The sequence below is a fragment of the Bdellovibrio svalbardensis genome (assembly GCF_029531655.1).
GTDB lineage: Bacteria > Bdellovibrionota > Bdellovibrionia > Bdellovibrionales > Bdellovibrionaceae > Bdellovibrio > Bdellovibrio svalbardensis.
Map to the genome: position 1 here is coordinate 136,654 of NZ_JANRMI010000002.1, position 12,720 is coordinate 149,373.

Genomic DNA, 12,720 nt, shown 5'->3' on the forward strand with positions numbered 1-12,720 from the left:
CACTCGAGTCTCCAGAGGTTGAATATACTCCGACGTCGTCAGAGCAGGCGTTTGCAGGACACTAACAAAGGGCCCGAAAAGAGTAAAGTTCGGAAATGGAAAAGGCGTCCTGAGAGACGCCTTTTTACATGCTTTTGAGGGGCTTTTTAGAGGGAACTAAAATAATTCAGACAAAAGGTCACGAAGGCCGCGTTAATAAAATCGATAAAGCAGGATCCAACCAGAGGGACAACCAGATAAGCCCGCGGGGCGGGGCCATATTTCTGCCTCAACGAAGACATATTGGCCATGGCATTTGCGGTCGTTCCCATCATAAAGCCAACATAGCCCGAACTCATGACCGCCGCCTCATAATCCCGTCCTGCCATCCAGAACGCCGGGCCTAAAGCTGTGATCATAACAAGAACCACCTGCACCGCTAAGAATACCAGAATCGGCAAGGCCGCATGTCTGAGCTCTTCCAGCTTCAATGTCATAATGGCCATGGCAATGAAGAAAGTTAAAGCGACGGAGCCGATCTCCTCAATCCAGTTGGCTTCAATCTTAAAGGTCGGTTTGAAGTCTTCGATATTGCGAATGACCGCAGCGACAATCATAGAGCCGATGTAAATAGGCAAAGTCACGCCTTGATTGTTGATCCACGCACTGAGGGCCGTGCCCACTCCCATAATCACTGCTAAAGCCAAGAAGTGCAGCAAAAGATCTTTCCCTGACCTTGCACGCAGGTTGTGATCTTCATGAGTGGCTTCGCGAGACAGGTGAGGATGGTGGAGCTTCTTTTTGTTAATGAGGTGAGTGGCTAATGGAGTGCCAACGAGACCTCCCAAAAGAATTCCTCCCATGGCTGTGGTTAAGCCAATCGCGGAGGCTCCGGAAACGCCTGCCGATTCAAAAACGGGCCCGAAAGCCAAGGCGGTGCCTGGGCCGCCCGTAAGTGAAACCGCACCCGTCAGAACGCCCATCAAAGGAGGAAGGCCCATGAGTTTGGCGACACCAATGCCCGCGAAAATTTGCAGCAGCAATCCACCGACTGACAAAATCAGAAAAAAGACAACCGCTCGTCCGCCATCTCTGAGCAATCGAAAAGATGCGGCATAACCGACAGAGGCGAAGAAGGCGATCATCAAACCTTCCTGCATGGTTTTATCGAAGGCGATTTCAAAAATGCCATAGGTTTTAAGGACAGCCAAAGCAAAGGCCACCAAAAAACCGCCGATCACGGGCGAGGGAAGATTGTATTTATCAATGAAATGAATTTTGCTTTTAAGAAATTTGCCGAAATAGACAACCAAGGCTGCGAATGCAATTGTTTGAATAGATGTAAGTGTCATGCATTGAGCTTAAGCGAGAAGAGTTCAAAAAGAAAACTCTTCTTCCACTTAAACCCGAATTGAATTCCTTAAAGTGTGCGCCACTTCTCCAGAAAAGCTTTCAGAGCATTCGCGCGATGGGAGTGCTGTGTTTTATAACCAGTGCCCAGTTCTGCCAAAGTTTGCGTTTGCCCTTCAGGAATGAACACGGGGTCATAGCCGAAGCCATGCAGGCCTGCTGGCTTGGAGGCAATCTTGCCCTTCATTTCGCCAGTGAACACCCACTCTTCACCTTCGGGAGTGTAAATCACCGTGGAAGCAACGAACTTCGCATTGCGATTTGGCATTGGGCGGAAAGACATCATCTTGATCAACTTCGCGACATTTTCGCTGTCAGAAGCTTTCGGTCCGGCATAACGTGCAGAGTGAATGCCCGGAAGATTATTTAAACCTTCCACTTCAAGACCGGAATCTTCACCCAGCACCCACACGTTATTTTTAACGGCGCGCAAAGATTTGGCTTTGATGCGTGCATTCTCCAAAAACGTTTTGCCATCCTCGGGGCGAGGAGTGAACGAAGGAATGTCTGCCTGCGAGAAGATCTTGAGATCAGCAATCTCGCTTAAAAGAATTTTATACTCTGTGAGTTTACCCTTATTACCAGTCGCAATCCACAAATCCATTTTTAGTTCCTAACTACTTGCCGGCGATTCTGTAGATTTCGCCCATTACTGCTGCTTGGTGGATGAAGAGTTCGCGGCAACCTTTGTCTGCGACTTCCATCATTTTGAAAAGTTGATCGCGTGTGAAAGGTGTGTGCTCTGCTGTGCCTTGCACTTCGACGAAAGCTCCTTTGTCGGTCATAACAAAATTCATGTCGGTGCCGATGGAAGAATCTTCTTCGTAGTTCAAATCCAGAAAGATGTTGTCGTTATGAAGACCCACGCTGATCGCAGAAACGTAATTGATCAAAGGCATGGTTTTGATTTCGCTCACGGCATGGAGCTTCTTCAGTGCCAGAGCCAATGCGACGAAGCCACCAGTTACAGAAGCCGTGCGAGTGCCGCCGTCAGCGTTGAGCACGTCACAGTCGATGATGATTTGTTTTTCGCCGAGTTGTTTTAAATCAACTGCTGCGCGAAGGGAGCGGCCAATCAAACGGGAGATTTCTTGGGTGCGTCCGCTGTTCAATGATTTTTCGCGTTTGTTACGAGTGTGCGTGGAGCGGGGAAGCATGCCGTATTCTGCAGTCACCCAGCCAGCGCCAGTTCCTGCCAACCATTGAGGGGCTTTGCTTTCGTAAGATGCTGTGCAAAGAACTTTGGTTTTTCCGAACTCAACCAGTGCTGAACCTTCAGCGTATTCAGAAACATTAGGGGTGATTTTGACGTTACGAAGTTGATCGAAAAGACGGCCGTCTGCGCGCATGGGAGCTCCTTTACTTTGCCTACTCCGGCGAAGCCGGAGTGTAGATCAGCCCCGGCGAAGCCGGAGTGCACACCAGTTGTGAGCCCCTAATTTAGAGTCTTGGCCTCAGCCTTGTCCACCTTTTCTTTGTAGGACACGAGGGCGGTGTAGATTTTTTGAGCAAGATCTGACTGATAGTCTGCCGAAGTGAGGCGCTTTGCTTCGCGAGGGTTTGTGAGGAATCCTACTTCAATGAGGACAGAAGGCATGGAGGTTTTTGAAATCACATAAAACGGGGCTTGCTTAATGGTAGCTTGCGAAGACCTCACATCATTTTCCCAGGTTTGCGTCAAAGTTTGCGTAAGGCGCAGACTGGAGGTGATGCGATTTTGACGACGGAGGTCCTCCACGATGGCCGCGACGTCACCTTTTTTGGAAAGATCATTGCTGGTGTCATCTGTTGCATGCATGGAATTTAAGACGGCCTGGTTTTCCTGACTGGCGAGGAAAAGACTTTCTTCGTCAGGGGGTAAGTTGTTCTGAAAGAAAAACTCGACACCTTTGGCTCTTTGATCGGAAGCCGCGTTGGCGTGCAAGCTCACGAACAAATCAGCCTTGGATCCTTCCGCAAGTTTCACTCGATCGGGGAGGCTGATATTGCGGTCCGCCGCACGGGTCATGGTGACTTTGAATTTTTCATTTTTCTCAAGCAGCGCTTTGAGTTTGTTGGCGACCTTTAATACCAGATCTGCCTCTTTGATATTGCTATGAACAGCGCCTGTGTCAGTGCCGCCATGGCCGGGATCTATGACGATATGAAAGGCCGATGCAGGTCCAGCCCACAAGCCTGATATCGCGATGGCGGCAATAAGCTGTCTCAAATTGAGAATATTCATTTATGTAGAGTAGAAATTTACAAGGCTTCCTGTCGAGTCCAGCTTCTTGAAATCACTCAATATGTGCCCGCTAAAAGAGCAGGAGCTGTGAGATTGCGAAGTTCAAAGCACAAATTGCCAGCGCCAATTGTCGGTTTTCGTCTAAATCCTCGACAGAGGTTTTGCTTTCCCTGTGAGTTGTTTTGGATTTGACGAACATTTGGTCTTGGCACCTCCGTTGCTTTATAGACTGGTACCCCCCCCATGGCGGCCAGGAGATCCCCCCCCCCAATCCTGGTCGTCTTTTTTTTTGCCCAAACATCCGATATTCTATTGCTTGTTAACATCGACCGGGAACACCAATAGGAGACATTCAATGTATCTTAAACCACTTAGTATTCTTCTCTTAGCTGCGCTTGCAACAACGGGAGTTTCTCAAAGAGCTTTCGCTCAAGCTGATTCAAAACAAATTGAAGCTGAGGAAGCAACTGCGGACGCAGAAGGCTCTAAGGCTGAAGCGGCTGAAGCCAAACGTCGCGCCGAGGAAGATCGCAAACGTCGCGACAAAGCTCGTGCGGAGGCACAGTCTGCTATTAATAAAGCTCGTTCGATGGAAAGTGATGCCAAAAAAGAGCAAGCTGAGTCCGAGCGTGAATCTGCAAAGCTAAAGGCGGAAGCAGCAGAGCATGATCGTGAACAGAAGAATGCGGAAAAAGAACAAGCCGCTGCTTCAGCACGCATCAAAGCCGCTCAAGAAAAAACTAAAAAGGCCATTGAAGTCCGCGACGAAGCGCAAGCTCGCCGTAAAGTGGCTGAGAAAAAAGAAGACGAGTTGAAGAGCCAGGCGAAAGATCTTGAAAAAGAAGCAGCTTCGGCAACGGAAGCTGGATTGAAAGCCACGAAGGAAGCTGAAGAAGCTAAGCTCGCAACGCAAAAAGCAGAACAAAACTTGGCGAAGACAAAGTTGCTCGTGCAAAAAGCCGTGGCAGAATCCAAAGCCCGCGATGCCAAAGCAAAACAAGAGATTGCTCGCGCCGAGGCGGATAAAGCCAGAGCCGAAGCTGAGACCGCTCGCTTGAAAGCTCAAGGGGAGCAGTCTGTGGCGATGACTGAAAAAATCGAAGGCGAATTGAAAAGCGCCCTTGCCGCTTCAAAAGACGCTCTTTCTCAAGCAGAAAGTGAACGTAAGAAGCTGAACGATGTGAAGTCGCAAGAAGAGAAGTCAAAACAAGCGGCTGCCAAAGCTCGCCAAGAATTGAATAGCAATCAGAATACTTTGAAGAAAGAGCAAGCGACGGCGGCTTTGGAAATTGCGAAAGCGAAAAAAGCAATCGCGGAATTCGAAGCAGACACCGCAAGATCTGAGTCCGAGCTGAAACGTTTGCAGGGTGAAGCTGAGAAGGCAAAGCAAGAACGCGAAAAATTGGAAAAGCATTTGGATTCAGCAAAAAGCAACGCTGAAGACGCAAAAATCAAAATGGAAACAGTGAAAGCAGAAGCTGAAGCTGAAAGACATAAACTGGAAGCTGCAAAAATCCGCGCGGAAGGCAAAGTTGCCACAGCCGTAGGAGCTGCGGTGGAAGAAAAAGCGACTCCGAAGAAGAAAAAGAAATAAGAGTTGTTAAGTGAAGATTAATAAAAAAGGGAGTCTGACGACTCCCTTTTTTGTTTTAGATCTTCAACATCTGGATTGATAAGAAACCCAGGATTGCGGCTGCAACCAGAGTGAAGATCGGTCCCATTTTATCAGAAAGTCGTTTAGCCAAGTAAAGTCCAACCAAAGTCGCTACGAAAGCCCACAACCCAATGGACGCCAGGAAAGGGATGATCGGTTTGTTGGCGACTCCTAAAGTAACGCCGACGCCGAACGCGTCGAGACTTGTTGCGAAAGATACGATCAGAACCTTGGTAAAGCTATGAAAGTCGACTTCTTCCGCCTCCTTGTGGGGATGACGTAGACCCTCAATACCTTCCATCGCCATATGAATAGCGACAGCGGCAAGCAATCCGAAGGCGATCCAATGATCTATGGAAGAAATCATGCTGATGATATGGGAGCCTGCTAAGAAGCCAACCAAGGTCGCTATAAGCTCGGCTCCGCCGGAACTTAATGCAAACTTGAGAGCATCATTTTTGGTAAAGGGGCGTGAGCCCATGGCAAGAGCGGCAGAAAATGAATCGGCACTAAGAACTAAACCCAAAACGAGTACTTCGAGAAGCATGCAAAAAATCCTTTAAGTATGTGCCGTGAAGTCTTTTTAGAATAGAGACGACACGGCGTTGTTAAACAGTTGTTTAAAACTCCAGTGTCAGTCTCATCAACAAATCCGCTTAATCTCATAAAGATGGCGGTTTCGCGAATTGGCCGGGGTTTAATCCCAGTGTGTCGACCAATTCCTCAGCAGGGGCTGCTGAAAGATTACTCCCTAACGATGAGGACAGTATATGGTTTGAGCCTGTCAGTGTCAAGGGTGGGTCACTGTTTAATCGAGTTCCAAATTAAGTTCTAACAACCCCGAATGTCTTTTCAGCCCGCCATCGGTTGTGGCTCGCGCAAAGTAGCCTCAGATTGGACTCGGTCGTTTGTCCACCGAGGGCAAATGGCACGATGTGATCTATTTGAATCTGATATTTTGAATCGCAGCGTTTTTTGCTTTTTGGATCAACATAGGAGCAGCAGGAGTTATCGCGTTTAAATATGAGTCTTCTTAGTGCTTCTGGTACATAGCGGTTTCTTTCGGCTTTCGAGTTTAGCCCCATTTCTTTTGAACTTACCCCCATTTTTACTTTCGGCGCCGGTGTCGCTCTGCTTCTTGGTTTTGTCTGTTCTGGATCAAGTTGCAATAAAGCTTTTGAACTGAGGTATTCAATAAGTTGCTGATAGTTCATTTCAGGATGAACATGCGAAAGCAAAAGCTTTAGTTGATCCATCTTTTCTTTAAGTTCAGCGGGAATGACCAGACGAATTTCTACGCGAGTGTCTGAGACTTGTTTAACTTTTTCGCCAATAGGAAGGTTGTTGGGATTTAGTTCGAGTAGATGTTTTTCAACCTCTCGTGAAGACTTGTTTTGGACTGCTTGCAAGACTTTTTTCTTGTCGAATCTTGGGGGCGTCTGATTGTTTTTCTGCTCATTGCGGAAGAAGGCTTGAACTTGAGCCGCCGAGGTCAAAGTAAGTGAGCCGTCGATAATTTGTTTTTCTACTTCAGGAAGATCCTTGAGTAGACGCATAGCTTGAATTCTTCTGTAGGCCGAGCTTTCACTATAGCCCAGTTCTTTGGCAACGAAATCAAACAAACTGCCATAACCGCGTTCAAGAAAGAGCTTTCTTCGCTCAATCTCTTTGAGATAGTGAAGCAATTCAGCTTGTATATGTCGCTCCTGTGACACCAGTTCTTGAGTTTTTCGAAGTAGTTCCTCGCTATCGAGGTCGTTGAGTAGCTCCATAGGGTCTCCCGTTCAACTTTAAGAAGTGAGTTGCAAGAATCGTCACTGATTGATGTTCGGTATACGCCTCTTTAACGGATTTGATGTGCGGGATTCGGACAGTGGTTGGTCCGGAGGATTTTGCCCGAGGATTTTGATTGGGTTGTTTATTTTATATTGGTTGTGATTTGGAGAGGAGCCGAAAGTCGGTGCGGAAGTCGGTGCGGAAGTCGGTGCGGAAGTCGGTGCGGAAGTCGGTGCGGAAGTCGGTGCGGAAGTCGGTGCGGAAGTCGGTGCGGAAGTCGGTGCGGAAGTCGGTGCGGCGATTAAACAGTGCGACACCGGCGCAGGAAGTAGAACTGAAATTTATCCAATTGTTTGCGAGTGTTTGCGAGCGGTTTTCCCGGGAGGTATTGATTTAGCTTTTGCGCAGGGACTGACTCAATTAGAACTGGTTGCGAGGCATTCAAAGTGCAACCCAAATTATCTTTCAACGAACAAATTCAAAATTCAAATTCCAGCTTTCGCTGGAAAGATTGTGGCTGAAGGCGGGTGGTGGTTGTACAAGGCCCACCTTCAGCACTAAAAAATTATTTTGAAGCGATCTCAGAACAGAAAGGAACGGTGAACTGAGTTTTATCCACTTTGATAGCCACTTGGGACTTCATCAAATCTTTCTTGGAAAAACTCAAAACACTATTCACCTCAGTCGCGGCCAACTGCGGTGCTGGGCGGCCCTCTGAATCCAAGTGAAGTTGCACACCCCACTCCGAGTAATTAACTTTCAAAAGGGACTCTTGCATCTTCAACAAGCTTTCGCGAGAAGCAGAGATACACTTGGGTTTAAAAGCAACTTTCGCAATCGCCATAGTTGCATCCCCTGTATAAGGGATATCTTGCTGATCCGTTTGCCATTGCAAGAAGTTCTTGGTCTGCTCATGAAGTTTTTTATACTGCTCGCCAACGTTCTTCGCAAAGTTAGGCATCAAAGGATGAACAGCATCGCGCACAAGCACACCCGAAGCATTGCGGATCGCCGCGCGGTCCATACTGTCTTTGCAATCAGAACCCTTACTAGACAAGCCCAACTCTGGAATATTCAAACAAGAAAAATTCGAAGCAAAGGCCACACTAAAACGATCCGCATTGACAGGGATGTCGTCAGGAAGTCCTTGAGAATTGATAATGGCTTTAACCTCGCCCGAAGCAGAAAAAATCGGAGAGCCCGAATTGCCAGAAACAATATCACAAGGAACCAAGCTAATCACAGAGCTTTGCGCCGTTAAGAACAACGGATTCAGCATCGACTTCTGGGCGGCCTTGCAGGAAGTCTTTTTTAAAATACCCACATCTTCATGTGGATCGACTTTATAGATAGTCAAAGCTTCATTATTCGCCACGCCCGTGGTGTTGATCACCACCGGTTTGCGGGAAGCCTTTTTCGTAAGTTTCAAAAAAGCATAATCAGGAGTCAGGGGAGTGTCCTTCAACTGACTGGATATAGAAAGGACTTGGTCGCAATCAGCAAACTCTTGCGACTCTTTTTTATTCTCAGGGAATGTAAAGCTAATGCGCCCTTTGCAAGAAGCGCCTTCTTTGCGCATGTTCTCAGGCACGCAGTGCAGATTGGTGGCGATGATATCTTCCCGAACTAAGACACCCGTGCAGACATTGGATTCATCATTTAAGATGCCCGCCACTGCAGAGTGACAGTCGTCTGGGTTTTCGCAGACAACAAAGTAACGACCAAGATCGTTCTTTTTATTAGAGGTTGGTTTGCTCCAGCTAGTAGCAGGTACGAGGAAAGCTGGAAGGACGATAAGAAGAGCGGCTGTCAGATTTCTTTTAATCATGAAGCTCAGTATGGATGTGATCCGACAGCACTGAAAGACTTCTGGACGTCCTATTTTTTACGCAAAAGTAATATGTAATCTTACACCGGCCAATTTTAAATCAGCCGGTGTTTAAGAAGCTAGCCTTGGGCCCCGCGGTAGTAAACCGTATTGGTTGGATATGCGAAATCTACTTTCAATTCAGCAGCAATTTTCACGATCTCTAGAAAAATACGCTGTTGATGCGCGAGCTCTTCAGGTCCCGTAAACACCTGCAAGTGGAAGTTCACCAACACATCCAGGCTTGAAGAGTTGAAGTTATTAAAGGCAACAGTCACCGTGTCAGTAATGACTTTCTCATCTTGTATAATCAAGTAACGAACGCGATCACAGAACTCTTCAATTTTTTCAATCGGAGTTTCATAAGTCAGTCCCAAGATCTGACGAATACGACGAGCCGGGCGCACGCCCATGTTGTCGATCGTTTCTTTGGCCATCGTTCCATTTGGAATCGTAATTACAGAATTATAGAATGTACGAATGCGGGTCGAGCGGAAGCCAATCTCTTCCACGGTTCCTTCAACGTCTTTTACTTTCACCCAGTCGCCAATTTTACAAGGATTATCGACCAAGATCGTCACCGAGCCAAAAAGATTCGCTGCCGTATCTTGCGCAGCCAAGGCGAGGGCCAAACCGCCCAGTCCCAGACCGGCTAACAGCGACATCACGTTCAAGCCAAAGCTTTGCAACACCGTCAAGAAACCCAGAACGACGACAAGAATTTTTAAGATCTTGCTGGCGAAGGGAACCAACTGGTCGTCCATAGTTGATTCCGTTTTCGCTGCGATATCCGCGAACACAGAACCAAGAGCGTCAACTGCATAGTATATCAAACGAATGACGTGGATCGCGATGAAGGCCTTTAAGAAATGTTCGTAGTAAGTTTGAAACTTCCCAGTCAGTTCAATGGAGTCACCACAAGCAAACCAGATCAGTCCCAGGATAACCCAAGCTGCAGGTCGCTCGATCTCGCCGCGAAACAAATAAGAAGTAAAGCTCTTCGGAAACTTTTTAGTCCAAGGATTGTGCAGTTTGATTTCCTTCAAACCAAACTGAATCAAGGGGCGAATCAAAACTCCGATAATAATGAACGCCACCAAGGCCAGCCATTTCCAGTTGGGCATGATCAGCATCGTGTGTTTTAGAAGGGCAGCAATTTCTGCCGAAAAAATATGTGACTCTTCAAAAAGAAACTTTTCCATTTTAGATCCTCAAGGCAATGAACTAACCAAGATGCAACTGATGGCCGGAGTAAATTAAAACCAAAATCACAACACCCAAGACAATGCGGTAGTAGCCGAAGCCTCGGAAGCCGTATTTAGTGACAATCCCCATAAAGAATTTAATCGCAAGCATCGCCACGACAAAGGATACAAAAGTTCCCATCGCAAGAATGCCGATCTGTTCTGGTTGAATCGTTTTATAGATTTTCAAAAGCTTATACAAAGTCGCGGCGGCCATTGTTGGAACAGCCAGGAAGAAAGAAAACTCTGCCGCTTCTTTTTTCTGCATTCCCAAAAACAAACCGCCCATGATTGTAGCGCCAGAGCGGGAGACTCCAGGAATCATCGCGATGGATTGGAACAGACCTAATTTGACAGAGTCCTTGTATGTCAAATCACTCGTCTTGCGACCGACTGCGGTCAAGTGCGCGAATATTTTATCGGACCAGACCAAGACGAATCCCCCCAAGATCAAGGACCACGCGACGACTTGAACGCTCTCCAAAAGTTGATCAACGACATGCTTAGCCGCGAAGCCGATGATTGCGGTTGGCAGGAAGGCCACGAAAAGTTTTTTATAGAAACCCCAGTTGGGAAGAAAGCGTCTCCAGTAAAGGACCAGAACTGATAGGATAGCTCCGAACTGAATGATGACTTCAAAGGCCTTGGTAAAATCGCTTTCGTTGATGCCCATGATCGAGCTTGCGATCACCATATGACCGGTGGAAGAGATCGGCAAAAACTCCGTGATGCCTTCGATGATTCCAAGAATGATCGAGTGAAGATAACTCATACTGCCTCGCTGTCGAATGCTTAGTTGTTGAAAGTCTAATTGTTGAAAGTCAGCCGCTGGGCTCAATATGTCCAACTCAGCGTGCGAAGTCATTCTTGAAAAGTTCCCAGGTGTGTTCAACTTTCGATGAGGGGTGTCAATTAAATAAAATCCATTTTGCAGCTTAGTAGTGCAGCCAATGGAGCAAATCTGAATATCCTTGAGGACACCACGGAGGGGTTTTATGAAACGGACGATTCTATTGAGTGCGTTGCTATTCGGCTCCCAGGCATTCGCTGGCGAGTTCTTAGTAAAGTACACGAACACAAACGGTCTTAATTTCATCAACAATTTAGGCGTCGAAAAATCAATAGGCATGCAGGTCATGGATCACAATCCAACCGCATCCCTGGTGAAAGTCGACATCGCCAAAAGCAAGGAAGCGCAAACATTGGCAGAGCTTTTAGCCACGCCAGGGATTGAGTATGTTGTTCCGAATTTTAAGCTCAAAGCTTTCTCAGCACCGGTTAATGCCGCAGCTTTGCGAGATCAATGGGCCATCAACAAAGTTCAAGCTGAAAAAGCCTGGAAACGCGCGGGAAATCGCGGCAATAAAAACGTCATTGTGGCGGTGATTGATACGGGCGTGGACTACAAGCATGAGTCTCTCGCTCCGAATATGCTCCAAGGATATAACTTCAAAGATAAGAACAACGATCCTATGGATAAAACCAGCTTTCAAAATCCCGGACATGGGACTCATTGCGCGGGAGTCGTTGGCGCCACAGGGCTGATCGATGGCGGAACAATCGGAATGGCTCCGGGCATTTCCATTATGCCGCTTCGATTCTTGGATGAAAAAGGATCTGGCGACCTGAATGACGGTATCAAGGCGATCGATTATGCCATCGAAAAAGGTGTGCATGTGATCTCGGCTTCTTGGGGTGCCAGCGTGCCTCGTTCAACAGCGCAACCACTGCTTGAGGCGATAAAGCGCGCGGACGATAAGGGCATCATCTTTGTGTCGGCGGCTGCGAATGATGGCAAAAACAATGACTCCACAGAGGTTTATCCAGCCAACAATGGCTATCCCAATTCTATCACGGTGGCAGCATCAGGTCCTTCTGACGCGAAACCTTCTTGGTCTAATTACGGAACCGCGATGGTGCATTTGGCATCACCGGGGGAGGGGATTGTCAGCACCTTGCCTAAAAATAAATACGGAGATCTTTCCGGAACATCGATGGCGACTCCTTTAGTGGCGGGCCTGGTGGCTTTCTTGAAATCCCAAGACAGTTCTTTGACGGGTTCGCAGATCCGCGCCATTTTGCAAACAACTGGTGCGAAAGTGTCAATTCAAACGGCATGTAACTGTCGCATTGACGCTTTTAATGCTGTGGACGCAGTTTTGTCCAAAAAGATGTTTGTCGTACCTGCGGCGGGAACTTTGAGTCCACAAGGGACCTTGAACCTTTCTGTTTTGAACGGCAAGGCACCATTTAAATATGCGAGCAGTAACTCTTCAACAGCCACAGTCTCTGATGCGGGTGTTGTGACGGCAGTTGGCAATGGGAAAACCTCTATCACGGTGACCGATGCCGATGGCAAGACTGCCAGCACTTTGGACATCAACGTGGGAAAGTCGCAAAGCCCCCCAGGAAATGATCCAGGCAATCCGGGGCAGCCTGGGCAACCACCTGGTGACGGCTCATGTCCAATTGGCGATGCCTCTCTTTGTCAGATTATCTGTCAAATTAAGCCTGATCTTCCATTCTGCAAACAATAGCTGTTTTTGGGGGTAGGGACTGATCACTT

Annotated in this window: 11 protein-coding genes; 2 read left to right on the plus strand and 9 right to left on the minus strand. The window is 47.5% G+C overall.

Annotated features, from left to right (window positions below; genetic code table 11):
* Positions 1–146 precede the first annotated feature (146 nt).
* The 4 genes from gltS to NWE73_RS06055 form a co-directional block, all read right to left on the minus strand.
* Entirely contained in the window at positions 147–1,331 is a 1,185-nt protein-coding gene (gene gltS / locus NWE73_RS06040; RefSeq protein WP_277577393.1) for a sodium/glutamate symporter, read from the minus strand.
* 68 nt (positions 1,332–1,399) lie between these two features.
* Positions 1,400–1,993 carry an RdgB/HAM1 family non-canonical purine NTP pyrophosphatase gene (rdgB, locus tag NWE73_RS06045; protein ID WP_277577394.1) on the minus strand — a complete coding sequence of 198 codons (594 nt, stop codon included), beginning with the start codon at positions 1,991–1,993 and terminating at the stop codon, positions 1,400–1,402.
* Positions 1,994–2,006: 13 nt separating this feature from the next.
* A complete protein-coding gene (gene rph / locus NWE73_RS06050; protein ID WP_277577395.1) occupies positions 2,007–2,738 on the minus strand; it encodes a ribonuclease PH in 732 nt (243 codons plus the stop codon).
* An 86-nt stretch (positions 2,739–2,824) separates the two neighbouring features.
* The gene (locus tag NWE73_RS06055; RefSeq protein WP_277577396.1) at positions 2,825–3,613 is read right to left on the minus strand and encodes an N-acetylmuramoyl-L-alanine amidase family protein; all 789 of its coding nucleotides are present in this window, start codon (positions 3,611–3,613) and stop codon (positions 2,825–2,827) included.
* 355 nt (positions 3,614–3,968) lie between these two features.
* On the opposite strand from NWE73_RS06055, the gene NWE73_RS06060 reads away from it, so the two are divergent.
* The gene (locus NWE73_RS06060; protein ID WP_277577397.1) at positions 3,969–5,207 is read left to right on the plus strand and encodes a coiled-coil domain-containing protein; all 1,239 of its coding nucleotides are present in this window, start codon (positions 3,969–3,971) and stop codon (positions 5,205–5,207) included.
* A 55-nt stretch (positions 5,208–5,262) separates the two neighbouring features.
* Here the strand turns inward: NWE73_RS06060 and NWE73_RS06065 are convergent, their stop codons facing one another.
* The 5 genes from NWE73_RS06065 to NWE73_RS06085 form a co-directional block, all read right to left on the minus strand.
* A complete protein-coding gene (locus NWE73_RS06065) occupies positions 5,263–5,814 on the minus strand; it encodes a manganese efflux pump MntP (RefSeq protein ID WP_277577398.1) in 552 nt (183 codons plus the stop codon).
* A 277-nt stretch (positions 5,815–6,091) separates the two neighbouring features.
* A complete protein-coding gene (locus NWE73_RS06070; RefSeq protein ID WP_277577399.1) occupies positions 6,092–7,039 on the minus strand; it encodes an HNH endonuclease in 948 nt (315 codons plus the stop codon).
* 569 nt (positions 7,040–7,608) lie between these two features.
* Positions 7,609–8,871 (minus strand): trypsin-like serine peptidase, encoded by a 1,263-nt coding sequence (locus NWE73_RS06075; protein WP_277577400.1) that lies wholly within the window; start codon positions 8,869–8,871, stop codon positions 7,609–7,611.
* A 119-nt stretch (positions 8,872–8,990) separates the two neighbouring features.
* Entirely contained in the window at positions 8,991–10,112 is a 1,122-nt protein-coding gene (locus NWE73_RS06080; protein WP_277577401.1) for a mechanosensitive ion channel family protein, read from the minus strand.
* Between the two features lie 22 nt (positions 10,113–10,134).
* Positions 10,135–10,926 (minus strand): undecaprenyl-diphosphate phosphatase, encoded by a 792-nt coding sequence (locus NWE73_RS06085; RefSeq protein ID WP_277577402.1) that lies wholly within the window; start codon positions 10,924–10,926, stop codon positions 10,135–10,137.
* 223 nt (positions 10,927–11,149) lie between these two features.
* Here NWE73_RS06085 and NWE73_RS06090 point away from each other — a divergent pair, with 223 nt between their 5' ends.
* Positions 11,150–12,691, plus strand: coding sequence for a S8 family serine peptidase (locus NWE73_RS06090; protein WP_277577403.1), 1,542 nt, complete (start codon positions 11,150–11,152; stop codon positions 12,689–12,691).
* Positions 12,692–12,720 lie beyond the last annotated feature (29 nt).